Source organism: Pseudomonas sp. PvP089, from assembly GCF_017875165.1.
GTDB lineage: Bacteria > Pseudomonadota > Gammaproteobacteria > Pseudomonadales > Pseudomonadaceae > Aquipseudomonas > Aquipseudomonas fortuita.
In genome coordinates this window covers 2654360-2680116 of record NZ_JAGGME010000001.1, presented here as the reverse complement: position 1 = coordinate 2680116, position 25757 = coordinate 2654360, and the positions used below count along the sequence as shown (strand labels likewise).

Genomic DNA, 25757 nt, shown 5'->3' with positions numbered 1-25757 from the left:
TCTTGTTGTACATCCTGCCGCCGCCCGGCGCTGCCGGTGGCGGCCAATCGCGTGTTGCTCAGATGGGATAATGCCGCGGGCCATGCTGCAGGGTGACCCAGCGCAGCTGGGTGAACTGGTCGATGGCCGTGCGGCTGCCGAAACTGCCGTAGCCACTCGACTTGACCCCGCCAAACGGCATCTGCGCCTCGTCGTGCACGGTCGGGCCATTGATGTGGCAAATGCCCGACTCCACCCGCTGGGCCAAGGCCAGCGCACGGCTGGTGTCGCGGCTGAAGATGGCTGACGACAGGCCGAACTCGGAGTCGTTGGCCAGCTTCAGCAGGGCCTCGTCACCCTCACCGCGCAACACCACCGCCACCGGCCCGAAGGACTCCTCGCGGTACAGGCGCATGCTGTTGTCGACGTGATCGAGCAGGGTCGGCTGCAGGATGCTGCCCTGCAGCTGGCCGCCGCATACCAGGCGTGCGCCCTTGGCCACGGCATCGTCGATCAAGGCCTTGATGCGCTCACCAGCCGCCCCGCTGACCAGTGAGCCGAGCACTGACGTACTGGCCTGCGGGTCGCCGGCGCGCAGCCCGGTCACCTTCGCCGCCAGCTTCTCGACGAAGGCATCGGCGATGCGACTGTCCACCACCAGCCGCTCCGTGGACATGCAGATCTGCCCTTGGTTGAAGTAGGCACCAAACGCCGCGGCTTCGACTGTGGCGTCCAGGTCGGCGTCGTCCAGTACCAGCAACGGGGCTTTGCCGCCCAGCTCCAGCAAGGCTGGCTTGAGGTGCCGAGCGGCCAGCTCACCGACAATGCGCCCGACGTGGGTAGAACCGGTAAAATTCACGCGGCGCACGGCCGGGTTGGCGATCAGCCGTTCGACGATGGCCGGGGCGTCTTGCGGGGCATTGCTGATCACGTTGACAACGCCGTCACCCAGGCCTGCATCGTGCAACACCTGGCCGATCAGCCGATGCACTGCCGGGCTCAGCTCCGATGCCTTGAGCACCACCGTGTTGCCGCACGCCAGCGGCATGGCGATGGCCCGGGTGGCAAGGATGACCGGCGCGTTCCAGGGCGCGATGCCCAGCACCACGCCACAGGGTGCGCGCAAGGCCATGGCGAAACTGCCGGGTACATCCGATGGGATGACTTCGCCGGTTATCTGCGTGGTCATGGCTGCAGCTTCGCGCAGCATGTTGGCGGCCAGTTTCACGTTGAAGCCATACCAGTTGGCCATGGCCCCGGTTTCACCCGCCAGCGCGATGAACTCGTTTGCCCGCGCCTGCAGCAAGTCTGCACCGGCCAACAACCGGCTGCGGCGCTCGCCGGGCGCCAAGGCGGCCCAGGCCGGGAACGCAGCACTGGCAGCGGCTACCGCCGCATCAGCATCGGCCAGCGTGGCGGCGGCGGCTTGCGACACCCCTTCGCCGGTGACCGGATTGCAGCGTTCGAAAGTACGTCCGTCACTGGCGGGGCACGCCCGCCCGCCGATCAGCAAAGGCACCTGCAACATGCTTATTCCTCTTTTTGTACTTGTCGGGAATATCTGCAGGCTGTGACCGGTAATGGCCCAGCCCGCTTGAACTCAGCGCTTGTAGGCCTGCAGGCCTGGCTTGATGCTCTTGTCGTCCAGGAACTGCTTCATGCCCTGCTCGCGCCCGCCTTCGGTGTCCAGCAGGCGGGACTGGTCAAGCTTGGCGTACAGGTAGTCTTCGTTCTGCTCCCAGGTCAGTTCGCGGCAGCGCTTGAAGCCGTGCTTGGCCGCACGCAGCACCACCGGGTTCTTTTCAAGCAGGTTGAGCGCCAGTTCGCGGGTGACGTCGCGCAATTGCGCCAGCGGCACGCTTTCGTTAACCAGCCCCATCTCGGCGGCTTTAGGCCCGCCGAACGTCTTGCCGGTCATGATGTAGTACAGCGACTGGCGGTGGCCAACGGTATCGGCCATGGCTTTGCTGACCAGGTTGCCCGGCGGGATGCCCCAGTTGATTTCCGACAGGCCAAAGGTGGCCTCGTCGGCACAGATGGCCAGGTCGCAGGCCACCAGCGGGCTGAAGCCGCCGCCAAAGCACCAGCCGTTGACCATGGCGATAGTCGGCTTGGCGTACATGCGCAACAGCTTCCATTGCCATTGCGAGGCTTCGCGGCGGATTTTTTCCTGGAGGATTTCCGGGCCGGCGTCCACTTCACGGAAGTATTCCTTCAGGTCCATGCCTGCGGTCCACGACTCACCTGCCCCAGTCAGCACCAGCACCCCGGCGTCGCTGTCCTGCTCCAGGGTTTCCAGCACGTCGACCATTTCCCGGTTCAGCGTGGGGCTCATGGCATTGCGCTTTTCCGGGCGGTTGAGGGTGACCCAGGCAATGCCCGACTCCAGTTCGACCTTCACGGTAGCCCAGCGGCCTTCGTATTTGCTCATGGTTCTGCACTCTTGTTGTTCGAGGTGGTGAACACCAAGCTAAGCGAGCTAATTAGTTATGTCAATTAACTATTATGAAAATTATCTTTCCTGCACTGCCTGTTGGACGGTGATTTCCCAGACACTCCTCTAGCCGGATTACGCCAAGGCAGGCAGACTGGGTAACTTTCTTATCCATGAGCCAGGAGCCTGTACCCCCATGGCAAGGTCTGCCCGCACTACCGAAACCGCTTCCATGCCCGCTGCAGCTGCGGATGGAGTGCTTGAAGACTTGATCGGTTACGCCCTGCGCCGCGCCCAATTGAAGCTGTTTCAGAACCTTATTGGCCGGCTCTCGGCACACGACCTGCGCCCGGCGCAGTTCTCGGCGCTGGCGGTGATCGAGCAGAACCCTGGGTTGATGCAGGCGGACCTGGCGCGGTCGCTGGCGATCGAGCCACCGCAGGTGGTGCCCCTGCTGAACAAGCTGGAGGAACGAGCCCTGGCCGTGCGCGTGCGGTGCAAGCCCGACAAGCGCTCTTATGGGATTTTTCTGAGCAAAGCGGGTGAAGCGCTGTTGAAGGAACTGAAGCAAATTGCCCATGACAGTGACCGCGAGGCGACCTCGGCGCTGGATGATGAGGAACGCGGGCAGTTGTTGCGGTTGCTGACGAAGATCTACCAGGCGTAAGGAGAACACCCGCCTGGGCATCACAAAAAATGCATTTTTTCGATTTTACAAATTTGATTTAATCATTTTTGAGAATATTAGCTTAGGTTGAAAAAGTATTTCAAAAGCGTTTTTCATAGAGATATGTTCTCACCAGACCGACCCCTGACTGGCGGAGGCAAAGGAACCTAATACCTCCTTCAGCCTCAGGTCACCTCACCCGGCTCCGGTATCCAGGTATCCGAAATCCCATTCGATGCTGGTTATCTGGAAGCTGCAGCATGAAGCCCTTGCCCTACCCTGTTCGCCATCACCTGTCCGCCGCCGTTGCGTTCGCCCTGTTCACGCCCACAGCCTTCGCCGAGCCTGTCGAAAAGCCTGGCGACAAGCTGCCAACCGTCACCGTCACGGCGGAGCACCGGGAAGAAAACCTGCAGAAAACCCCGCTGGCGATCAGCGCCTTCGACGAGCGCACCCTGCAGGACGCGCAGATCAACAACATCCGCGACCTGTCTGGCTGGGTGCCCAACCTGACGCTTAACCGCCAATCCATTTCCTACAGCGCACAAACCTACGGCATACGCGGCATTGGCGAGACCGACCCAATCCAGGAAGCGGCTGTTGCGGTCTACGCCGACGACCTATACATCCCGCGGGCGATTTCTTCGATGCTGGACTTCAACGACGTGGAGCGCGTTGAGGTGCTGCGCGGCCCACAAGGCACCCTGTACGGGCGCAACAGTGCAGCCGGCGCGATACGGGTAATCACCCGCGACCCGACCCAGCAGGCCCGCGCCTTCGTCGAGCTGGGTGCCGGCAACTTCAATGCACAGAACGGGCGCCTGCTGGTCAGCGGGCCATTGGTGGACAACACCCTGTTCGGCAGCTTTTCAGCGATCCGCCTGACCCGCGACGGCACCGTGTACAACCGCACCCGTGACAAGGATGTCAACAACATCGACATCCAGTCCTACCGCGGCAAGCTGCGCCTGGCCCCGCAGGATTCGCCCTGGGACGTGCAACTGACCCTGGCCGGCACCTTCGACCGTGGCGATACCACCAGCTATACGCCCTTCAACCCGGCCAACGGCCATTTCGACAAATTCAAGACCTACAGTAGCCTCGACCCCAAGAACCAGCTGGATCAGGGCAGCGCGGTGCTGCGCGCGATCTACAGCATCGATGACCACCTGAATTTCAAGTCGGTCACGGCCTGGTCGGAATTCGACCAGCCGGTGGACTACGACAACTCCGGCCAGGCCAACAGCGGCACCGCGTCACCGATCCAGAACAACCTGATCACCTACAAGCAGCGCTACGCCACCCAGGAATTCCAGCTCAACGGCGAATACGACAGGTTCAGCTACACCCTCGGCGTGTACCTGTACAAGGAGCGCTTCCGCGCCGAGCGCGACAGCCTGACCTTCTCGGTGGCGCAGAACCGGGTCAACGCCAGCGGCCAATACAGCACCACCGATACCGAAAGCTACGCGTTGTACGGGCAGAGCAATTACAAGCTCACCCCACGCCTGTCGCTGACCACCGGCCTGCGCTTTACCCACGAGCACAAGCACTTCGATTACACCAACTACGCCATCACCACCGACAGAGCAATTACTGGCACCAACTTCGCTGCCGAAACCAGCGACTCCTGGGCATCACTCAGCCCCAAGATCGGCCTGGAGTACGCCTGGAGCGACAACCTGGTGCAGTACGGCTATGTGGCCCGGGGCTTCAAGGCCGGCGGCTTCGACAACCGCGCGCCAACCCGCGCCGCTGCCGAGCAGGGCTTTGAGCCGGAAAACGTCACCACCTATGAGGTGGGCTTCAAGGGCGACTTTGCCGATGGCCGCCTGCGCAGCAACATCGCCTTCTTCTATAACGACTACGACGACCTGCAGACCAATGCCTGGGACCCAGCCATCAGCGCCAACCTGCGCACCAACGTAGGCAGTGCCCACACCTACGGCGTGGAACTGGAAAACACCGTGCTGCTGGCGCGCGACCTGCGCCTGACCGCCAACCTGGGCTACCTGAAAAGCCAGTACGACGACTTCCAGAACGCCAGTGGCCCAGGCGTGAGTGCCGACGGCAAGGAAATGATCTTTGCACCGCAATGGAACGCCAGCCTTGGCCTGAACTGGACGCTGCCCGTCAACCTGCCGGGTGAGCTGGTGGCCAACACCGACTACCAGTACCAGACCCGCTCCTACGCCAACCCGCTGAACGCCGACATCTACGAAGTACCTGCCCAGGGCTTCTGGAATGCCAGCACCAGCTATGCCAGCGCGGACGGCCACTGGACCACCACCCTGTCGGTCAAGAACCTGCTCGACCGCGCCTACCCGCAAAGCATCGCCTACTCGGCCGCCAGCCGCACCGCCTACTACTCGGTCAACGACCCACGCACCGTGCTGCTGAGTGTGCGCTACGAGCTGTAGCGCCGCGCTGAACGGACTCACTTTCCACTTGCAAGGAGAACACACCATGGGCTTGACCCGTAGAGACCTTATTGCCCACCTGATGGCCGCTGGCAGCTACGGCGCCGCGCTTGGCAGCCTGTCCGCGCTGGGCCTGTTGCCCGCAGCAGCCACGGCCAGCACCTTCCAGCCGCTGGGCCTGCCGACCACGTCCGGCAACGGCAAGCGCGTGCTGGTGGTGGGGGCTGGCATCAGCGGCCTGGTGGCAGCCTATGAACTTGGCAAAGCCGGTTTTGACGTGCGCGTGCTGGAAGCCCGCGAGCGAATCGGCGGCCGCGCCTGGACGCTGCGCAACGGTGACGAGGTCCTGCACAATGACGGCAGCCGCCAGCAGGTGCGGTTCGACAACGGCCACTATTTCAATGCAGGGCCCGCACGCCTGCCCAGCCATCACCTGACCATCCTCGGCTACTGCCGCGAGCTGGGCGTGCCGCTGGAAGTGCTGGTCAACAGCAGCCGCAACGCCCTCGCCCAACCGGACCTTGCGCAGCCACCGTTACTGCTGCGCCAGGCGGTGAATGACACCCGTGGACACCTCAGCGAACTGCTGTCGCGCAGCATCAGCGGCAAAGCGCTGGACAAGGAGCTGGACACGGGCGATCAGAAGGCCTTGCTGGACTTTCTCAAGGTGTACGGTGACCTCGACGAGCAGCGTCATTACAAGGGCTCGGTTCGTGCCGGCTACACCCGCTTCGCCGGGGCGGGCGACCAGACACCGATCCAGCGCCAGCCAGTGGCACTCAAGCAGCTGCTCAACCCTAACCTGATGCTGCCGCTGGTGTTCGACGAGATCCCGGAGTTTTCCGCCACCATGTTCCAGCCGGTCGGCGGCATGGACCAGATTGCCAAGGCCCTGTACGCCAAGGTGCAGGACAAGGTGCAACTGCATGCCGAAGTGCAGGCGATCCGCACCGGAGACAACGGTAGCCAGGTTACCTGGCGTGACCGGCGCAGCGGCAAGTCCCAAGTGGAAACCGCCGACTACGCCATCGTCACCATCCCCCTGCCACTGCTGGCCCGGGTTGACCACAACTTTGGCAAAACCACCCAGGCGGCCATCGCCCAGGCCAAGCCGGACCTGGCCAACAAGGTGGCCTGGCAGGCACCCCGGTTTTGGGAAAGCGAGTTCCAGATCTATGGCGGGCTCTCCTATATCAACCACGAAGCGCGGCTGCTGTGGTACCCCAGCGACCACCTGAACAGTGCCCAGGGCATCCTGGTGGGCACCTACAACACCGGCGAAGTGGCGCGCACATTTGCCACGCGCTCGACAGAGCAGCAACTGGCAGCGTCGCGCCAGGCCGTGGAGTCGCTGCACCCGGGCCACGCCGGCAAGTTGCAGCGTGGGGTGGCGGTCAACTGGTCCAAGGTACCGTTCAGCGAAAGCCCGTGGATTGTCCATGACGTGCTTGCCGAGCCCGGTTATTCGCACCTCAACCAGCCCCAAGGCCGCACCTGGCTGGCCAGCGATGCACTGGCCCATGGCGGGGTGGGTATCTGGCAGAACAGTGCTGCGGACTCGGCCCGCCATGTGGTCGGGCAGATCGCCCGGCACGCCCTGCAACAGCAACGCGGCGTCGCCGCCTGAACAAGGAAGCCCTTTGATGAACACAACTGCCCTGCTGCTTGGAGCCTTCATGTCACTGTCCGCACTGACCGCCCAGGCCGACACCATCAAGCGTGTCGACCCGCCAGGCTCGAAGTTCCCCATTTCGCAACTGGTCACCGTACCCGCCGGCACCTCGCTGACCTTCGTCAGCGGCACCTTGCCCGACGTTGCCGACCCCAAGGCACCACCACAGACCATTGCCGCCTATGGCAACACCGAAACCCAGACCCGCTCAGTGCTGAACAAGATCCAGGCTGCGCTGCAAAGCCAGGGTCTGGGCCTGGGTGACGTAGTACAGCTGAGGGTGTTTCTGGTAGGCGACCCGGCCACTGAGGGCAAGCTGGATTTTGCCGGGCTGCAAGCCGCCTACACCGAGTTTTTCGCCACTGCCGAGCAACCGAGAAAGCCAACCCGCACCGCCTTGCAAGTGGTGGCCCTGCCCCTGCCGGGCGCCCTGGTCGAAATCGAAGCGGTCGCTGCAAAAGCGCCCTGAAACGCCGCTAACCCACCCCTATTGCTTGCCTGCCGGGACCACCCGGCGGGCGGCCCCTGTGCACCCGCTGTTCAACAGCGCTCATGGAGAGCGAACATGCTTCACGCCCTGAAACTGCCCAGCCCGCGCCTGCAACCCGCACTGCTGACCATGGCCCTTGGCACCACCGGCCTGGCCACGCCTGCTGCATTTGCCGAAACCACTGCCCAGGCCAACGACCCGGCACAGCTGGGCACCGTGATCGTCACAGGTAACCGCGGCTCGGAAAAACGCACGGTCACCACAAGCCCGGTGCCGATCGATGTGATCAGCGCCAAGCAGCTGCAGCAAACCGGTAAACCCGGCCTGATGGAAGCCCTCAGTGCCAGCGTGCCGTCTTTCACCCTGCCGGAGAAAACCGGCTGGGACGCCAGCGGCATGGCCCGTGCGCCCAGCTTGCGCGGGTTAAATGCGGCCCAGGTGCTGGTGCTGGTGAACGGCAAACGCCGCCATACCAGCGCCACCCTGAACATCAGCGGCATCCATGCGGGCGCAGCGCCCACCGACCTCGACCTGATCCCCATCAGCCTCATCGACCACGTCGAGGTGCTGCGCGATGGCGCAGCCGCCCAGTACGGCTCCGACGCCATCGCCGGGGTGATCAACGTGATCCTCAAGGCCGACGCTTCCGGCACCTCGGTGACCAACGCAGGCCAGGGTTACGACGGCAAAAAGCAGACCGTGCAGCAAGGCTTGAACAAGGGCTTCGAGATCGGCGACAGCGGCATCGTGCAGCTGGCCCTGGATGCGCGCAGCCAGAACGACGACAACAAGGCCAGTGCTAACGGCTACAGCTATGCCGAAGCCTTCGACAAGGCTGGCAAGTCAACCTACGGCGGCTACGGCACACCGAAGATCAACCTGCTGACCTTGGGCTACAACGCCGAGCTGCCGCTAAGCGACGACCTGGCCCTGTATTCGTTCACCACCTATTCACACCGCAAGGCCGAGCAGGGGCAGAACTTCCGCCTGCCGACCATCACCAACACCATCACCACCGGGCCTAACGGTTACCCCAGCGGTTACACACCCACCTGGTACATCGAGGAAGAGGATGTGCAGGGCGCCTTCGGCGCCAAGGGCAATGTCGGGGAATGGGCCTGGGACCTGTCCAGCACCTACGGGCGCAACGAGGCGCTGCAAGGCACCACGCACAACCAGAACGCCTCGCTGGGCGAGGCCACGCCCAACCATTTCGAATCGGGCACCTGGGTCGCCACACAGCTGACCAGCAACCTGGACCTGCAGCGCAGCTTCGACATTGGCCTGGGCAAGCCGCTTGACCTGTCCTGGGGCCTGGAGCACCGCCGTGACACCTACCAGGTGCGCGATGGCGACTGGGCCTCGTGGGCCAACGGCGGCTACTGCCGTGCGCCCGGGGACTGCGCCGCCTCCGGTGCACAGGTCACCAACGGTATCTCACCGGAAGAAGCCACCAGCACCAGCCGCAACAGCGTGGCCAGCTACATCGACGTCGGCTTCAACCCGCTGCCGCAGTGGTACCTGGGCAGCGCGCTGCGCTACGAACACTACAACCGCGGGGTGGGCGCCACCCGCAGCGGCAAACTGACCACCCGCTATGACTTCACCCCCGCGCTGGCCGTGCGCGCCACGGTCAGCAACGGCTTTCGCGCACCGTCGCTGGCCAACAGCCTGTTCAGCGCCCGCTCGACCACCTACGGTGTGGTCAATGGCGTGTACCAATCGATCAACTACGGCGTACTGCCTGTGGACTCGGCGGCAGCCAAGGCATTGGGCGCCACCGCACTCAAGCCCGAGCGCTCGACCAACTACAGCCTGGGCCTGACCTACCAGCCTGCACCGCAGCTGTCGTTCACCGCAGATGCTTACGTGATCAACGTGCGCGACCGCATCACCCTCACCGGTACCCTGCTGGGCGACGAAGTGACCCAGACGCTGCTGGACAACGGTATCGATTCCACCTCTGGCGGGCGCTATTTCACCAACGGCGCCAATACCCGCACCAAGGGCCTGGACCTGGTGGGCAATTTCGACCAGAACCTGGGCAACTGGGGGCAACTGAAATGGACCGCCGCCTTCAACTGGAACCAGACGCAGATCCTGAGCTACAAGGAGAACGTCAATATCCAGGGCACGGACTACAGCCTGATGGACCGCCAGGCGCGCAACTTCCTGACCGAGGTGCAGCCGCACACCAAGTTGATTCTGGGCGCCAACTGGCAGCGCGACCGCTGGACCAGCAACCTGACCCTGACCCGCTATGGTTCATGGCGTGAAGTGAACTCGGCGACTGACCGCAGCCTCGACCGTGAATACAAGGCGCGCTGGATCACCGATATCGACGTGGGGTACCAGCTGAGCAAAGACCTCAACCTGGCGGTGGGAGCACAGAACCTGTTTGATGTTTACCCCGAGCGGCAGAACCCCAGCAGCAAGACCATGACCAAGGGGTATGGGGCCTATTCGCCTTATGGTTTTACCGGGGGTTACTACTTCACCCGGCTGACTTACAACTTCTGATATGCACCGTTGGCAGACTGGGGCTGCTGCGCAGCCCCGAAAACCCAAACTAGAACGCATATTTAAAACAAAAGACCATGCCGGTGGGCTAGATTCATTCGAAAGACGAGGCGCACCCCATGAGCCTGATCCCCGGATTATCTGACAATGCTCGCGTGCTGATATGCGGTGCAAGCCGAGGTATCGGCCTGGCATTGTGTAAGGCGATGCTGGCCCGCGATGATGTAAGCCGCGTCTGCGCTGTGTCGCGGCACGCCCGCACCGCTGAGGGACTGCTTGCACTTGCCCAGGCACATGGCGAACGCTTGGTACTGCTCAATTGCGATGCTCGCGACGAGCTGGCGCTGGCTGCGCTTGCATCCGAGGTGGGCCATGCCTGCCCACACCTTCACCTGGTTATCAGCACACTCGGTATCCTCCACCAGGAGGGCAGCAAAGCCGAGAAATCGCTGGCCCAACTGGACCTCTCCAGCCTGCAGGCCAGCTTCGCCACCAACGCATTCGCACCGATCCTGCTGCTCAAGCATCTGTTGCCGCTGCTGCGCAACCAGCCCGCCACCTTTGCGGCGCTGTCGGCCAGGGTAGGCTCGATCGGTGACAACCGACTGGGCGGCTGGTACAGCTATCGCGCGAGCAAAGCGGCGCTGAACCAGCTGCTGCACACGGCAAGCATCGAACTGAAACGCCTGAACCCGAACGCCACGGTGCTGGCGCTGCATCCGGGCACTACCGATACCGGGCTGTCGCGGCCGTTTCAAGGGAATGTGCCGGAGGGGAAGCTGTTTGAACCGGCGTTTGCGGCACAGTGCGTGATGGAGCAGGTGGGGCGGCTTGGGCCATCGGAGAGTGGCAGTTTTTGGGGGTGGGATGGCGAGCGGATAGCGTGGTGAGTGCGCTCGCGCCGGGTAGCGGTTGCAGCCCGGCCGAGGCAATGCGTTCCATCGCGAGATCAGCTCAGCGAGGGCCACCACCCTGATGACCGCCGAAGCCACCGCCACCATGACCACCACCGTGCCCCCCGCCACCACCTGGCGGCATGAACATCCAGCAACCCGACAGGCTGGATACCAGGACTGCAACCAGGGCTGCACGGAAAAGATGTTTCGACTTCATTGGAACGCTCCACAGGGTTAGATCTGCTGCCTGCCAGTAGCAGTCTGGCAGCGAGCGGATTCTAGAACTGCAGGGTGATGGCACAGGGAAACTTTGCATATCTTTACAGTCGGATGGAGTGACTGACGCTCTAAAGCGTCCTTGACCCACGCCCTTCCACCGCCGCATGCTCGAACGCTTCCACCCCACGCTCAAGGAACGATTGCATGAAGCTGGAAACACTCGCCCTCCACGCGGGCTTCAGCCCCGACCCGACCACCAAGGCCGTGGCCGTACCGATCTACCAGACCACCTCCTTCGCCTTCGACGACACCCAGCACGGCGCGGACCTGTTCGACCTGAAAGTGGCAGGCAACATCTACTCGCGCATCATGACCCCTACCAACGATGTGCTCGAGCAGCGCATGGCCGCCCTCGAAGGCGGGGTGGGCGCGCTGGCGGTGGCCTCGGGCATGGCGGCCATCACCTACGCCATCCAGACCGTCGCCGAGGCCGGCGACAACATTGTCTCGGTGGCCAAGCTGTACGGCGGCACCTATAACCTGCTGGCCCACACCCTGCCGCGCATGGGCATCCAGACCCGCTTCGCCGCTCATGACGACGTCGCCGCCCTCGAAGCGTTGATCGACGCGCGCACCAAGGCGGTGTTCTGCGAGTCTATCGGCAACCCCGCCGGCAATATCGTCGACATCGCCGCACTGGCCGAGGCCGCCCACCGCCACGGTGTACCACTGATCGTCGACAACACCGTGGCCACCCCGGTGCTGTGCCGACCGTTCGAGCATGGCGCGGACATCGTCGTGCACTCGCTGACCAAGTACATCGGCGGCCACGGTACCAGCATCGGCGGTATCGTCATCGACGCCGGCACGTTCCCCTGGGCCGACAACAAGGAGCGTTTCGCCCTGCTCAACACCCCCGACCCGTCCTACCACGGTGTTACCTACACCGAAGCTTTCGGCCCCGCCGCCTTCATTGGCCGATGCCGTGTGGTGCCGCTGCGCAACACGGGCGCCGCGCTGTCACCGTTCAACGCCTTCCTGATCCTGCAAGGCCTGGAAACTCTGGCCCTGCGCATGGAGCGCCACACTGAAAACGCGCTGAAAGTTGCCCATTACCTGCAAGCCCACGAACAGGTGGCCTGGGTGAAGTACGCCGGGCTGCCCGACCATCCCGAGCATGAACTGGCACAGCGCTACACGGGCGGCAAGCCAGCGTCGATCCTGTCGTTTGGCATCAAGGGCGGCCAGGTTGCCGGGGCGCGCTTCATCGATGCGCTGCAGTTGGTAGTGCGCCTGGTGAACATCGGCGACGCCAAGTCACTGGCTTGCCACCCCGCCTCCACCACTCACCGCCAGCTCAACGACGAGGAGCTGGAAAAAGCCGGCGTGCCGCGCGACATGGTGCGCCTGTCGATTGGCATAGAGCACAGCGACGACATCATCGCCGACCTGGCCCAGGCCCTGGAGGCCAGCCGCGGGTGATGCATCCGCGCCCCACCCAATGCCGACGGCGGGCGCACCTTCATTTAGCCTGGATACACCCGCAATGACCCTGCTCTACCTGAAACTTATCGTCACGCCCCTGCTGATGTGGGCCATCTCCCTCGCCTCGCGGCGCTGGGGCGGTTTGCTGGGGGGCTTGCTATCCGGCCTGCCGATCACCTCGGCACTGGTGATGACTTTCCTGTGCCTGGAACAGGGCAATGCCTTCGCCTTGGGTGCAATAACCGGTGCACTGGGCGGCCTGGCGGCAGTGCAGGCCACCTACACCTTCTATCTGTTGGCCACGCGCAGGCTCGGCGTTGCCTTGGCAGCCCTGCTGGCGTTGCTTTTCTATGGTATGGCCGCCTATGCGTTTACCCACTGGGGCAACCTTAACCTGTCGATTGCCGTGGCACTGGTGCTGATCGGCGTGCTGATACGCGCCAGCGGCCGTGAACCAGAACCAGATACCTTGGCCCGCCCCAGGCACCGGTACTGGGAAATCCCGCTACGCATGGTGTCTGCCACATCCCTGCTGATGATCACCACCAGCCTGGCCAGCTGGCTGGGCCCGGCGACCAGCGGGATGCTCGCGCCGATACCGGTGATTGCCTGGCCGCTGGTGGTGTTCGCCCATGTGCAAGGGGGGCGCCCCGGGATGGTAGCAATGGTGCGGGGCAATGCGATCGGGGCGGTTGGGGTGATCGCATTTTATCTTGTATTGGCGGGGCTGCTCGAAACGTGGGGCGTTGGCGTTACCATCGGGCTGGCCATGGCTTGTGCCGTGCTGCTGACCGTTGGGCTCGCCACTGTGTTGCGGCGGCGTTGATGCGCCATTTGGGGCTGCTGGGCAGCCCATCGCGGCACAAGGCCGCCCCTACAGGGACCGCGTAAATCCTGGGCTTAGCACCCTGTCTGTGGGAGCGGGCTTGCCTCGCGAACACCGGCGCAGCCGGTGCCATACCTGATGGAAAAGCGGCCGATGAAGCCAGGCTGGCAGACCCAGGACGCCGCACTGAGTTGGCATCGGCCCTGAAATGCAAACGCCATCAACGCGGTTGAGGATGCTCGGCAGACACCGAGTTATTGGCCTCCACGTCTTTCATTTCCTCTTCAATCGGGCCGTCATCATCTGCGGGTAATGGCACCTCTGCGTCACCTGCACCAGCCTGCTCATCGTTGGTTCTTGCGGTGCCGTTGTCCCGGTCAAGCTGCCCGTCCTGGTCTGAACCGGGATTGCCGGGAGGTGGGTCCCAGTCTACGGGGCGATTCTCGGACCAAGCCTCACCGACGCCTTGCTTAGGCTCGGACTCAGCCTGTTCAAGGCCCGAGCCATGGCCCGCGCCTGCGTCAGGGGTGTTTTGCGGTGGCCCCGGGTACGGCGAGTCGGGGCCATTGTGGTCGATTGCCATGGGCGTTCTCCTGGTTGCAGCGCAGCAAGGGTGCGCCTGTTGTTCAGAGAGCAATCGGCTGGCGAGAGTGCCTTGTGTTCGACCGGTGGTGCAAAAGGCCGGGCTCGCGGCTTTTGCTGGCCAGGTTGCAGGCGTGTTGCACCGGTATCCGTCAAGCCAGGTGGATTTGCGATAAACCCAGTACCTGGGCCTGCGCGAGAACCTGCTGAGGGGTGGCGTCGGCGGGCGGCATGACCAAGCTGTTCTCGCCATCACCAAAGTGCAGCACCATCAGGTGAAGCGCCGCTTCGTGCAGGGCGAGCTTGGGCTGCTTAAGTTCGAAGGTATGAGTGGCCGATTGGCCGTTGATCAGATAGCGAACTGTGTACGCGTGCATGAGAACCTCAAAAGCAGATAAGGGGCTCATTACCTGACCAACCGGGCAGGAATTAATTCATAATGCCTCGATGCTGACGCAGCAGGCGCTTCAGCGCACCGCCGCGTCATACGCCGATCATGGCTGCTGCAGCTTCATCGTCTTGCGGTGCAGTTCGATGAACGGCGCCTCCGCCGGATCGATGCGGTCCATGCCTGCCGCAATGCGGTGCCAGTACGGATACTGCGGTGCAATGCGCGTTACTTGCTCGAGCTGCTCCAGGTCGTCTGCCGTGAGCACCAGCTCCACCGCCTGCAGGTTGTCGTGCAACTGCTCGAAGGTACGCCCTGCGGTGATGACGCTGGTTATCCCAGGCCGGTCTTTGAGCCAGGCCAAGCACACCCGTGCCGGTGAGCACGCGTGGCGCTGGGCGATTTCAATCAGTGCCTCGATGATGTCGTAGGCCCGCTCGCGGTCGTGCACGTAAGGCTCCGGCCAATCATTACCCTGGCGGGTACCCTCTGGGGTCGGCTGCCCGCGCCGCACCTTGCCGGTCAGCAAACCCTCCCCCAGCGGCCCCCACACCAGCGTCGCGAAACCCTGGTCGATGGCCATCGGCAGCAACTCGTACTCTGCCTCGCGGGCCTCAGGGGTGTAATAGATCTGCTGGGACACCGGCTGCTGCCAGCCGTTGAGGCGGGCGCAGCCGAGGGTTTTCATCATTTGCCAGGCGGTGTAGTTGGAGGTGCCGAAGTAACGGATCTTGCCGCTTTGCACCAGGTGGTCCAAGGCCGCCAAGGTTTCCTCGACCGGCGTGACACCGTCCCAGTTGTGGATCTGGTACAGGTCGATATGGTCGGTACCAAGCCGCTTGAGGCTGGCCTCGCAGGCGCGAATCAGGTGATAACGCGACGCCCCGCTGTCGTTGGGGTTGTCGCCCATCGGGCTGCGGGCCTTGGTGGCGAGGATGATGGAATGGCGTCGCTGCCCCAGCGCAGTGCCAACGATTTCTTCTGCCAGGCCGTGGGAGTACAGGTCGGCGGTATCCACCAGGTTAACCCCGGCATCGAAGGCCATGTCGAACATACGCCGCGCCTGGTCGACATCCACGCTACCCGTTTTTTCGAACGCGCCACGCCCGCCGAAGGGGACAGTGCCAACCACCAATTCTGAGACCAACAGGCCGGTGTTACCGAGTGCACGATACTTCATGGACAACCTCTTTTGCGCAAGACATGGAAGTACCGACGGTGCTGGGAGCTGAAACGTTCAATCTGATCAGCCGGCGAAGCTGCATGCACCTGAGTTGTGGGAGCGGGCTTGTCCCGCGAAGCAGGTGACGCCGTGCAGGCACCGGCTTTGCGGTGTTTGCGGGCGCGCCCCCCCTACACGTCTGCGCCTGACTCGAGAGCCCGTCAGTGGAAAAAATGTCCAATGGTTGATTTAGAGACGTTTCCTACACGGTTTTAAGACGCCCATAAACCTCCGGCAAGCGATTCCTCGTTAGTGTTCAGGGACCATCACGGTCCTTTCAATGCGAGGTCGTTTTTGACAATCAGCCAACGTATCGCCATTGCGGCAGCCGAAGCCGGGCTGCCGCATGACCAGTGCATGTCTTGCGAACGCCAGGGCCTGCCGATCCTGCCGCTGCGCCGCGCCCTGGTACCGGATACCCGACAGGAGTGCATCACGACTGTGGCAGGTAGCCAACATATCTCGGGGAAGATGGGCCTGCGTACTTTGCGCATGGGTTACCTGTATGTACTGCTCGACCAGCAGGTCTGGCATGCCTACGAAGTCAGCGAACAGGGCCATCTGCGCCGCTTCAACCCCTACGAACCGTCAGAGGGCCTGCCCGCATCGCTGCCCGAAAAGTGCGTGAATGAAAACCACGACATTCCTTCATCCTTCCTGAACATCGATACCGACCGGTATGGCACAGCCTGGCTGGCCTTCTCCAGCGATGCCTGGCCGGTCAGCGTGCTGAATGCCTACAAGAAGGGCCAGGCACCTGCACATCGCTTCGAGGGGATTGACCTGACCCAGGCGCGTAACAACCCAGAATTACTGGGCATTGCAATGACGCCGGATAACCTGCAGGTCGACAAGGATGTGTTCGAGTACGCCCAGCATGGGTGCTCGCCGTTTGACAGTGCGCATGGCTTTCACACTCGCAAGCTGCGCAGGTTTGCCTTGAAGGGATACCTGGTCAACGCGATGAACCGGCACACGCTGGAGAACGGCGTGCTGGCAGTGGTGCTCGACGATACCGTTGGCCTGATTCAGGAATTCAACCATCAGCGGTTGACCTGGGTGGTGAAGCGCCAGGTCTGGCGTGAGGACCCCATGCGTGCCTACCAGCTGCAGACCTCGCAGATCCTGCAAGTCATTCGTGCCACGCAGCGAGAGTGGGCGGCGCAGAAGGTGCCTTCGCTGGAGCCGATGGCGGGTAGAGGGCCGTTTGTACCGGTTGATCCGACGGTAGAGCGGCTGCGCATGGTCGAGCAAGCGATGAAGGACAGCGACGATAAACTCGAACAGCGCTACCACGAACCGCAACGGGCGGCGTTCCAGGCCGGGTATGACCAGCAGGAAGCCGAGTTCCAGCGCTTCATCGACAAGGACGCCCGTGCTTACGCCGCGCTGTTCGACACGCCCATGTTCAAGGTGGCCGAGCAGTACGATTACGACGGTGATCATCGTGAGTCTGGCGTGGCGTATGCCAAGACCATGGCCTTATGCCTAGGTGGCGGTATTACCGAGGCGGTGGCGTCCGATGTGAGTCCCGCTGCCGGCACCAGCGAAACGCTCTGGCAGAAATGGCTACAGGATCCTGATAGCCCTCCCTATCGCGCGTTGTTGATGCGTGACCGTGCGTTGTTGGCCGGGCTGCTTCCCAGCTTTTCCGACGTCACCAACTGGAATGACAGCGACAAGCTCTACGGCATGCTGAGCAAGATCATTGCGAGCGACGACGCCGGCTTGCGCATGCGCAACACCCTCAAGCAGGCCATTGCCGAAACCCAAGGCGCGCTCAACGCCGCCAGCCAACGCTTGTCGCCCAATTTGCCACCTGGCATTCAGACCGCCGTGCGGCACCTGAACAGTGCAACCCAGTTCCTGTACAACGGCGTGCACCTCATCGAGCTGGAAGTGAAGATGAAGCTGGGCGAGTACTACGCCCTGCAGAGTGCCCATTTACGCGAATTGCAGCACAAGGCCAATGCCTCGATTGCCGAGGCCAGGGACCGGATGCATCGCAACATCGCTGACATCGACATTCATTCGACCAAGGCCTGGAACAAGGTGCGGCCGATCATCCAGCACGGGTTGATGAGCCTGGCCGTGCTGGACCCGCGGTTTACCAACACCATGATTCGTGTCTCGGTGTGGGTCGAGGGTACCGCGGCGGACGTGCATGGTCGGTTGTTTGAGGAAGCCAACATGCAGGTAACTCAGGCAAGCAGCTTGGCGCAGCGTACCTTGGTGGAGGTCTCGGTCGCGGCGGGGACGCTCGAGTCGAATGCGCGAAAGGTGTTGCAGGGCATGCGTATTACTTCGCAGCAGGCGGCGCAGTTGGTGCGAACCGCGTTTCGCGGCTTGCGGGGTGTGGCGGGAAGCTGGGAAGTACTGCTGGCGATTGGAGGGCTGTACTTGCAATCCGACAGCCTCGCCAGAAATCAGGAAAAAGCGGAAGTGGAGATTGGGTCCAAGGCGCATGAGGCCAAACTGGCGTTGCAGGGTTCGCTATTGGGGATATTGGGCGGGCAGATTGAGTTGATCGGACTCATAACGCGGTCCGGCGCCGGCAACATACATAGGCCATGGGCTAAGGGAGCTGCTGTCACTGGACAGGCAATAATAAAAATCGGTGCTGTACTGAGCACAGTCGCAGGGGTCTTTGACACGGCACAAGCGATTCTGGCAAGACAACGCACTTTGGCCACTGGCGACAGTACAGCTGCACGGCAATATAGAATTGCAGTTTCAGCGTACGGCTTGGGCACAGTGGCGTTTGCGTTTGCAGTTTTCAGGCCTTTAGTATTTGGACCGTTGGGGCTAGCAGTCACATTAACGCTAGTCGCCTACGAGTTTAGCAAGCGAGCAGAAAACAACGAATCAACTGCTCTCGAACGCTGGGCGCGTCGTTGCTATTTTGGGCTTGCTAATGAAACACCTTCCATACACTGGAATGCTCCGGAATTTTCAGACATAGCATTCGCTGAGCTCAATGCTGCGACGTTGGGTGTGCAGGCAAGGCTAAATTTTGAGTCAAGTATGGCTACGGATCCTACACTCCCAAGAATAGGAGGGTTGGTCAGCTTGAACACGGTGCAACAGCTCAAGTTTCTCGTTGCATTACCCAAGTTCAATAAAGCGAAATCCGCATATCGCTGGAAATTGATAGCACATCGTGTCGGTGATGGAGCGTTTCCAGATTATGTTGGCGGAGAAAGTATTGCTTCGGGTGATTACTTTTCGCACCCAATAAGGCCACTTTCCCCGTCATCCTCTTTTTCTAAGTTTACACCCCCGCGACATCCAGACTATGTGAGTGATTTTTCCACTGATGAATATCAAAGACCTTATCCCGGTGAAGATGGCGGTGTTTTTCAGCTTGAGATTTCAGGAGTTGTGCCGCTAGCACCTACGATTGGGAGCCACAGCTTAAGCGCCGCCACCCTGCTGGTTATGTATTGGCCTGACCGCAATTTGCCGGACGCCTATATTGAAGTTTGTTCTCGAGGAATGAATGAATGACATTTAAGCCCAAGGTGTTATGGGAGCGCGCGATAGGTTGGAGCCATGACCTGCCTCCAACGGGAGAGGCACCAGACAGCCACTATTGGGCAGAGACTGTAAACCCCTCACCCAACTATTTTAATGACGTATATCTAGAACTGCCGAGAAAAACAGTAAGTTTGCGAGGGTTTGCAGCGCTCGTCGGCATTCCTGGCTTGTGCTTTTGCGCCGGAATAATACTTTTATTATACTGGGATTTATTTGTCTACGGCTGGACGCGCGACTGGTTAACTAATGTATTGATAGTGCTCGGTCCACCAGCAGCTCTTTGGGCCCTTATCCCTTACATAAAGGAGGATCTTGTCTTGCCCAGAGACGAACCCATTCGCTTCAATCGCCTGCGTCGAAAAATCTACATCTACGAATACCGCTTCGACCGCGTCTTCATCTTCAGCCGCAAGCGCTGGGGTGTCCAACCCGTCGCCTACAACTGGGACGACGTCACCGCCGAGGTCTACCGAATCTACGCCCCTGGCCATGGTGGCCTGATCGAAAACGTCATGCTGTCAGTCCGTAATCCTGAGACTGACGAAGTCATAGATCGTGTCTTCTTCACTCATACCCTGAATGAGGGCGAGGCGTACTGGGCCATCGCCCGGCTCTTCATGCAGCAAGGCCCTGAAGCCCTGCCCAAGTTCGTGCACCCACCCCGCGACTGGAACGATGACGATGGCCTGAGCCACATGCATTGCTTGGCCCCGAAAGTCCAGTGGCCAACGGAAATCGACCTTGAGTCTCGCACTGCGCCAGCAACGGATGAGGTCTGCTGAAAACTACCGCACTCGGTACTGGCGATTCGGCCAAGATCATGCCTGCGGGACCAGACAGCGCGCTGGATGGCACCGGCTTTGCCGGTGTTCGCGGGTGAACCCGCTCCCACAGGTACAGCACATGACGTGGATATTTCTGCAAGAGCAGCTGCCCAGACAACACCTCGCCATGCGGACGCGAACGCTTCAATGCTTCAAGCACTCGCTGACACTGGTCGCGGTGTACGCAAGCCCCACAGCCAGTAGCCCAAAGACAGAAGGACCAACCAGCCAACCCCGACATACAGGGCTGTGCGGCTGGCCGGGAACCAACCGAGCACGCCAAAGATGAACACCATGAACGCAATCGCGCACGCTGGCCCTACCGGCCACAGCGGCACCCGATAATCCAGTGCCGCAGCCTCCTCCTTGCTCATGCCCCGCCGCATGGCCACTTGCGACAGCAGGATCATCAACCAGACCCAGACAATAGAGAAAGTGACAACCGCGGCAAGCACCAGAAACAAGCCTTCTGGTACCAGGTAATTCAATACCACGCCCAACAGCAGAGCGACGCCCATCACCGCAACCGTCATCCACGGCACACCGAAACGCGACAATGATGCGAAGCCGGCAGGGGCTTGGCCGTTTTGAGCCATGCCGTACATCATTCGCCCGGCGCTGAAGATGTCGCTATTGATGGCTGATACCGCAGCGGAAATTACAACGATGTTCAACACAGTTGCCGCTGAGCTTATGCCAAGGCCACTGAATATCTGAACGAATGGGCTACCGTGGCTGCCAATGCCGGTCCAGGGGTAAATGGCCATGAGCACGAACAGGGTCAGGATATAGAACAGCAGAATACGCAGAGGCACCGAGTTGATCGCCTTCGGCAGCACGCGCTTCGGGTCCTTTGCCTCGCCTGCAGTGATGCCGATCATTTCCACCCCGCCAAAAGCGAACATCACAACGGTGAACGAAGCAATCATCCCACCGATGCCATTAGGGAAGAACCCGCCGTGGCTCCACAGGTTCGAGATGCCGGCAACGGTGCCTGCCCCGTCGTTCAGCTGGATGCCCAACAGCAGCACGGCCCCGCCTGCCACAATCATGGCAACGATAGCGGTCACCTTGAGCAACGACAGCCAGAACTCCATCTCGCCGAACACTTTCACGCTACACAGGTTCAGCGCCCCGATGAAGAGCACTATTCCAAGCACCCAGATCCAGGCGGGTGCCTCGGGGAACCACAGCCCCATGTAGACGCCAAACGCCGTCACGTCTGCCAGGCACACCACCAACATGGAGAACGCGTAGCTCCAACCAGTCAGAAAGCCAAAATAGCGGCCCAGGTATTGGCTGGCATAGTGGCCGAACGAGCCTGACACCGGGTTATGAACTGCCATTTCGCCAAGGGCGCGCATCATCATGTAAATGGCTGCACCCCCTATCAAATAGGCGAGCAACACTGATGGCCCTGCCAGTTTTATTGCCGATGCCGAGCCATAGAACAGCCCCGTACCGATAGCAGAACCTAATGCCATGAAGCGAATATGCCGGGTAGAGAGACCCCGCTTCAGCTGTTGTGAAGATTGAGCGCTCATAGATACCTTCTTGATCTTATTATCAGGTCCGCACAGCGCAGATGCTGTGCGTTTTAATCAGGCACGCATTTATTCAATCATCAAGCTCTTGGCCACAGCACCGGGAACAACTCATGGTTCATTTGGGCACCGCTGGCCAATTGTGTTTCGAGCCCGGGAAACTGGGGTGAAGTTTTCCACTGGCGCGGTGCGTGAGTGATGTCGTCGCCCAGGAAACGCACCGAGAAGGCACGGCGCCGGCGGTTGCCCCCGACACCTCCAGAAGCGTGCAAGGTCAGCATGTGGAAGAACACCGCGTCGCCTGGGGAGAGTTCCCAGCCAAGGATATGCCAGGCACTGCGATCGGCCTCGATATCCGGCAAGTCAGCAAGGCTCCCCTCCGGGAACCATTGCGCCTGGCTGTTGAGGAAGCTGCGTGGCATCAGCCACGGTCCGAGGTGCGAGCCCGCTACAAATTCAAGGGTGGACTCCCTGGCGACGGGATCGATAGGCATCCACATGCTGCAGTTCTGGCGCCCATCGATGTTGTAGTACGGCTGGTCCTGGTGCCAAGGCGTGCGCTGGCGCGTGTTCGGCTCTTTGACCAGCAGGTGATCGTGATAAAGCCGGGCAGTCTCGCTGTTCATGAGTTGAGCAGCAACGCTACCCACCCGGCTTTCGAAGATGAACTGGCGATAGGCTGCGATATCGCCCCAGTTGCAAAAGTCCTCGAAGAACCAACCCGGGTCGTCGGGGCGGCTCGCCACTTTGGCGCGCTCGCTTGGGGTTTTCAGGTTCTGTTCGATACCCGTTTCGAGCAGTGCAACTTCTTCCGGCGTGAACAGATTACGTACGCAGACAGCACCCTCACGCTGGAAAGCTTCGATGGTTTCTTCGCTGAGTTGAAATTCGGCGGACTGTTTCATAAAGCACCCTTTGGTCTTTTTATTGGGCAACAGCACCACTGCCAGATGTTAAGCGGACTCTGCAAGGTGCACGGCGAGTATTGCTTTTCGGCACCAATAGGAAAAGAATATATTTCCTAATCCTGAGTATAGGAAAAGATGATAGGGTTCTCATTCAGGCAACTCGAATATTTCGTCGCCGTGGCCGAACACGGCAGCATCAGCGCTGCGGCGAGAGCCCGCCACGTTTCACAGCCCTCGGTGTCAGTTGCCATTGCCCAACTTGAAGAGGCACTGAATGAGCGGCTTTTCCGCCGCCAGGTCAGCCGTGGCCTGGAGCTGACGTCAGCGGGCACGCGATTGCTCGCACAGGCCCGCGATATCATTGGCATGGCCATCGCCATGAATCAGAACGCCGATTCGGCGCAAGGCTTGCTGCGCGGCAATCTGTCGCTTATCTGCTTTCAAGACTTAGGCCCTTACTTCGCACCCCGGCTGCTATCGAGCTTTCGCAAGCAGTACCCCGGTGTCGAGGTAACGCTGTTCGAAACGGACCTGGCAGGCGTGCACCGCCACCTGAGCGCCGGTAAAGCAGAGCTTGCGCTTACTTACGACATAGGCCTTGATCCCTCGCTGCCGCGCCAGGTACTGGCTGAGTTGAAACCGTACGCGCTCATCGCTACGGACCATCGCCTGGCCCACCTGGCAGCGATACCGCTGCATGAACTGGCCCAGGAATGCCTTATTCTTGAGGACATCGCGCAAACGCGTGAGTATTTCCTTTCACTGTTTTGGGCGCACAACCTGCAACCGCGCACTCAGCAATACACCCAGACCTTCGAGATGCAACGCGGCCTGGTCGCGCATGGCTACGGGGTTGCCTTGTCATGCACCCGCCCCGCCGGGGACCACTGTTATGACGGTACACCGCTGCTGTGCCGGCCATTACTGGAAGAGGTGTCACCCCAAAAAGTGGTGCTGGCCCAGTCAGGCGCCATGCACCCGTCGCCGGTCGCGGAGGCGTTCAAGGGTTGGCTGACTCAGGAGATAGCAGGCTCCGTTACCGGCGAGCCCGCCCCCTGATCAAAACACCGACCACCCGATCCGTGAACTCAGCAACTCCAGCGCCGCCATGCCCGCGAGGGAGTTGCCCGCAGCATTCAACCCGGGGGACCAAACGCATACGGTAAATTGCCCCGGCACGATTGCCACAATGCCGCCACCCACGCCACTCTTGCCTGGCAACCCCACTCGATAGGCGAAATTACCGGCTTCGTCATACAGCCCGCTGGTGGCCATGATCGAGTTCACCTGCTGGGCCTGGCGCCGGGTGAGGATTTGCTCTTCGCTGTGCTTGCAGAACCCGTCGTTGGCCAGGAAGCAGAATGCCCGGGCCAGGTCCAGACAGTTCATTTGCAGCGCGCAGTAACTGAAGTAACTGCGCAGCACCGGCTCGACCTCGTTATGGAAGTTACCAAAAGACTGCATCAGGTAAGCCATGGCAGCGTTGCGCGCACGGAACTGATATTCCGAATCGGCGACACGGGCATCGATTGAAATGTGAGGGTTGCCCGAAAGCCGTCGAACAAAATCACGCATCGACAACGTGGGTGCTGCGAAGCGTGACTGGTTGATATCGCAGATCACCAACGCCCCCGCATTGATAAACGGGTTGCGCGGGCGCCCGCGCTCGAACTCCAGCTGCACCAGCGAGTTGAACGGCTGGCCTGAAGGCTCATGGCCAAGCCGCTCCCAAATGGCTTCACCTGAGTGGCCTATTGCCTGGACCAGGCTGAACACCTTGGAAATACTCTGGACCGAAAAAGGCACCCTTGCGTCGCCTGCGCAGGAATGGCTGCCATCGTTGCTATAGACCGCGATGCCCAACTGCTGCGCCGGTACGTCGGCCAGCGCAGGGATGTAATCAGCCACTTTGCCCTTGCCGATCAAGTGGCGTACTTCTTCAAGAATCTCGTTCAACAGCGTTTGCATGAAAGGCCCTGGCTCAATCCCCTTCAGAGGTAGGTAAGGGGTCGCATGCTTGACGAAGACTGAGCGGCTTAGATCACACATTCGGCAAGCACATGCCGACGACCGCGATGCCAAAGGCCACAGCGACTACTACCACCTGGGCCTGTGCACCGGCGCCCAACGCGATGCCCTGCGCCTGAGCGCAGACTGTGGCTACACCCGGCACAAGCTGGGCATCAAACGGTATGGTCGCGGTCTTTGTACTTAGGTATTACGAAGACGCTTCATCTACCGGGCGTATTTCTTGGCCCCGGCAACACAGACGACAGCGCCGAGCGTCACCACAAGCATCATCCAGCTGACGTGTTCATGCAGCAGCAATGCAGCCAGGCCAAGCCCCATGAACGGCTGGAAGAGTTGCAGTTGGCCCACTGCTGCAATGCCACCCTGGACGAGCCCTCGGTACCAGAACACAAAGCCGATCAGCATGCTGAACAATGAAACGTAGCCGAAGCTGAACCATGCTGGGGCGCTTACCTTGGCGAAGGCATCTAGCGCTGGGAAATTGGCGATTGTCAGCAGCAGCATGAATGGCAATGCCACAATCAATGCCCAACTGATCACCTGCCACCCCCCCAGTGTTCTCGACAGCCGCGCCCCTCCCGCATAACCCAACCCACACACAACCACCGCCGCCATCATCAGCAGATCGCCCACCGCCGACGCCTCTCCCCCATTCATCAACGCGTAGCCAACGACCAGCCCGGCACCTGCGATCGAGAACAACCAGAAACCTGGCCGAGGTCGCTCACCGCCCCGTAAAACGGCAAACCCTGCCGTGCAGAGCGGCAGGAGCCCGACAAAAACAATGGAATGAGCAGAGGTGACGTGCTGCAGCGCCAGTGCAGTCAGTAGCGGGAAACCGATGACAACGCCGAGCGCTGTTATAGCCAATGACGACAAATCTGCACGTTCAGGTCTCGGCTGCCGAAGCACGAGCAGAAAAAGCGCCCCCAACAGGGCGGCAATGGTTGCCCTGGCACAGGTCAGAAACGTGGGTTCGAAGGCCCCCACTGCCACACGGGTTGCCGGCAACGAGCCCGCAAAGATTGCAACGCCTATAAAGCCGTTGATCCACCCGCTTGTTGATTTTTCCATCGGTAACCCCTCGATAAACGAGGGTTGAGTACATCACTG

22 protein-coding genes and 1 pseudogene are annotated in these 25757 nt (G+C 61.1%); 13 read left to right on the top strand and 10 right to left on the bottom strand.

The genetic code is table 11. The features are described from left to right. Nucleotides 1-58 precede the first annotated feature (58 nt). Together J3A71_RS12420 and J3A71_RS12415 are read right to left on the bottom strand one after the other, a co-directional pair. A complete protein-coding gene (locus J3A71_RS12420) occupies nucleotides 59-1507 on the bottom strand; it encodes an aldehyde dehydrogenase (RefSeq protein WP_016487702.1) in 1449 nt (482 codons plus the stop codon). Nucleotides 1508-1579: 72 nt separating this feature from the next. After that, the gene (locus J3A71_RS12415; RefSeq protein ID WP_016487703.1) at nucleotides 1580-2410 is read right to left on the bottom strand and encodes a p-hydroxycinnamoyl CoA hydratase/lyase; all 831 of its coding nucleotides are present in this window, start codon (nucleotides 2408-2410) and stop codon (nucleotides 1580-1582) included. A 235-nt stretch (nucleotides 2411-2645) separates the two neighbouring features. Here J3A71_RS12415 and J3A71_RS12410 point away from each other — a divergent pair, with 235 nt between their 5' ends. From J3A71_RS12410 to J3A71_RS12385, 6 genes are all read left to right on the top strand, one after another. Next, nucleotides 2646-3080: a MarR family transcriptional regulator gene (locus J3A71_RS12410; RefSeq protein ID WP_224372568.1), complete on the top strand. Its 435-nt coding sequence runs from the start codon at nucleotides 2646-2648 to the stop codon at nucleotides 3078-3080. 260 nt (nucleotides 3081-3340) lie between these two features. After that, complete coding sequence (locus J3A71_RS12405; protein WP_023049343.1) at nucleotides 3341-5500, top strand: TonB-dependent receptor; 2160 nt, start codon at nucleotides 3341-3343, stop codon at nucleotides 5498-5500. 46 nt (nucleotides 5501-5546) lie between these two features. Continuing rightward, nucleotides 5547-7127: an FAD-dependent oxidoreductase gene (locus J3A71_RS12400; RefSeq protein WP_016487705.1), complete on the top strand. Its 1581-nt coding sequence runs from the start codon at nucleotides 5547-5549 to the stop codon at nucleotides 7125-7127. Nucleotides 7128-7143: 16 nt separating this feature from the next. Next, a complete protein-coding gene (locus J3A71_RS12395) occupies nucleotides 7144-7641 on the top strand; it encodes a RidA family protein (RefSeq protein ID WP_016487706.1) in 498 nt (165 codons plus the stop codon). Nucleotides 7642-7791: 150 nt separating this feature from the next. Continuing rightward, nucleotides 7792-10182, top strand: coding sequence for a TonB-dependent receptor (locus tag J3A71_RS12390; RefSeq protein ID WP_049870382.1), 2391 nt, complete (start codon nucleotides 7792-7794; stop codon nucleotides 10180-10182). Nucleotides 10183-10301: 119 nt separating this feature from the next. Next, nucleotides 10302-11072 (top strand): SDR family NAD(P)-dependent oxidoreductase, encoded by a 771-nt coding sequence (locus J3A71_RS12385; RefSeq protein ID WP_024717913.1) that lies wholly within the window; start codon nucleotides 10302-10304, stop codon nucleotides 11070-11072. Nucleotides 11073-11136: 64 nt separating this feature from the next. Here J3A71_RS12385 and J3A71_RS12380 read toward each other — a convergent pair whose 3' ends face one another. After that, complete coding sequence (locus J3A71_RS12380) at nucleotides 11137-11295, bottom strand: hypothetical protein (RefSeq protein ID WP_172901738.1); 159 nt, start codon at nucleotides 11293-11295, stop codon at nucleotides 11137-11139. Nucleotides 11296-11501: 206 nt separating this feature from the next. Between J3A71_RS12380 and J3A71_RS12375 the strand changes: the two genes are divergently transcribed. Both J3A71_RS12375 and J3A71_RS12370 read left to right on the top strand, forming a co-directional pair. Continuing rightward, nucleotides 11502-12779: a bifunctional O-acetylhomoserine aminocarboxypropyltransferase/cysteine synthase gene (locus J3A71_RS12375; protein ID WP_096426240.1), complete on the top strand. Its 1278-nt coding sequence runs from the start codon at nucleotides 11502-11504 to the stop codon at nucleotides 12777-12779. A 64-nt stretch (nucleotides 12780-12843) separates the two neighbouring features. Next, nucleotides 12844-13608 carry a hypothetical protein gene (locus J3A71_RS12370; RefSeq protein ID WP_096426241.1) on the top strand — a complete coding sequence of 255 codons (765 nt, stop codon included), beginning with the start codon at nucleotides 12844-12846 and terminating at the stop codon, nucleotides 13606-13608. Nucleotides 13609-13828: 220 nt separating this feature from the next. On the opposite strand, the gene J3A71_RS12365 is transcribed toward J3A71_RS12370, so the two are convergent. The 3 genes from J3A71_RS12365 to J3A71_RS12355 all read right to left on the bottom strand — a co-directional run bounded on the left by J3A71_RS12365 (nucleotide 13829) and on the right by J3A71_RS12355 (nucleotide 15758). After that, the gene (locus tag J3A71_RS12365) at nucleotides 13829-14191 is read right to left on the bottom strand and encodes a hypothetical protein (RefSeq protein WP_096426242.1); all 363 of its coding nucleotides are present in this window, start codon (nucleotides 14189-14191) and stop codon (nucleotides 13829-13831) included. Nucleotides 14192-14342: 151 nt separating this feature from the next. Further along, complete coding sequence (locus J3A71_RS12360) at nucleotides 14343-14597, bottom strand: hypothetical protein (protein WP_306390790.1); 255 nt, start codon at nucleotides 14595-14597, stop codon at nucleotides 14343-14345. 87 nt (nucleotides 14598-14684) lie between these two features. Beyond that, a complete protein-coding gene (locus J3A71_RS12355) occupies nucleotides 14685-15758 on the bottom strand; it encodes an aldo/keto reductase (protein ID WP_023048180.1) in 1074 nt (357 codons plus the stop codon). A gap of 336 nt (nucleotides 15759-16094) precedes the next feature. Here J3A71_RS12355 and J3A71_RS12350 point away from each other — a divergent pair, with 336 nt between their 5' ends. Continuing rightward, nucleotides 16095-19307 carry a T6SS effector BTH_I2691 family protein gene (locus tag J3A71_RS12350; RefSeq protein WP_096426243.1) on the top strand — a complete coding sequence of 1071 codons (3213 nt, stop codon included), beginning with the start codon at nucleotides 16095-16097 and terminating at the stop codon, nucleotides 19305-19307. After that, nucleotides 19304-20119: a DUF6708 domain-containing protein gene (locus J3A71_RS12345; RefSeq protein ID WP_331717002.1), complete on the top strand. Its 816-nt coding sequence runs from the start codon at nucleotides 19304-19306 to the stop codon at nucleotides 20117-20119. Before J3A71_RS12350 ends, J3A71_RS12345 begins: the two co-directional genes overlap by 4 nt. Before the next feature lie 194 nt (nucleotides 20120-20313). Here the strand turns inward: J3A71_RS12345 and J3A71_RS12340 are convergent, their stop codons facing one another. Beyond that, the gene (locus J3A71_RS12340; RefSeq protein ID WP_096426245.1) at nucleotides 20314-21705 is read right to left on the bottom strand and encodes an amino acid permease; all 1392 of its coding nucleotides are present in this window, start codon (nucleotides 21703-21705) and stop codon (nucleotides 20314-20316) included. Nucleotides 21706-21785: 80 nt separating this feature from the next. After that, on the bottom strand, nucleotides 21786-22610 hold the full coding sequence (locus J3A71_RS12335) for a phytanoyl-CoA dioxygenase family protein (protein WP_096426246.1): 825 nt from the start codon (nucleotides 22608-22610) through the stop codon (nucleotides 21786-21788). 138 nt (nucleotides 22611-22748) lie between these two features. On the opposite strand from J3A71_RS12335, the pseudogene J3A71_RS31400 reads away from it, so the two are divergent. Next, nucleotides 22749-22931 (top strand): annotated as a pseudogene (locus tag J3A71_RS31400) (LysR family transcriptional regulator); the annotation flags it as partial. A gap of 48 nt (nucleotides 22932-22979) precedes the next feature. Then, nucleotides 22980-23672, top strand: coding sequence for a LysR substrate-binding domain-containing protein (locus J3A71_RS12330; RefSeq protein ID WP_245353513.1), 693 nt, complete (start codon nucleotides 22980-22982; stop codon nucleotides 23670-23672). On the opposite strand, the gene glsB is transcribed toward J3A71_RS12330, so the two are convergent. Beyond that, on the bottom strand, nucleotides 23673-24581 hold the full coding sequence (glsB, locus tag J3A71_RS12325; RefSeq protein WP_096426248.1) for a glutaminase B: 909 nt from the start codon (nucleotides 24579-24581) through the stop codon (nucleotides 23673-23675). A 49-nt stretch (nucleotides 24582-24630) separates the two neighbouring features. Between glsB and J3A71_RS12320 the strand changes: the two genes are divergently transcribed. Next, a complete protein-coding gene (locus tag J3A71_RS12320) occupies nucleotides 24631-24828 on the top strand; it encodes an autotransporter domain-containing protein (protein ID WP_096426249.1) in 198 nt (65 codons plus the stop codon). A 20-nt stretch (nucleotides 24829-24848) separates the two neighbouring features. On the opposite strand, the gene J3A71_RS12315 is transcribed toward J3A71_RS12320, so the two are convergent. Next, complete coding sequence (locus J3A71_RS12315; protein ID WP_209952940.1) at nucleotides 24849-25718, bottom strand: DMT family transporter; 870 nt, start codon at nucleotides 25716-25718, stop codon at nucleotides 24849-24851. Between the last annotated feature and the right edge of the window lie 39 nt (nucleotides 25719-25757).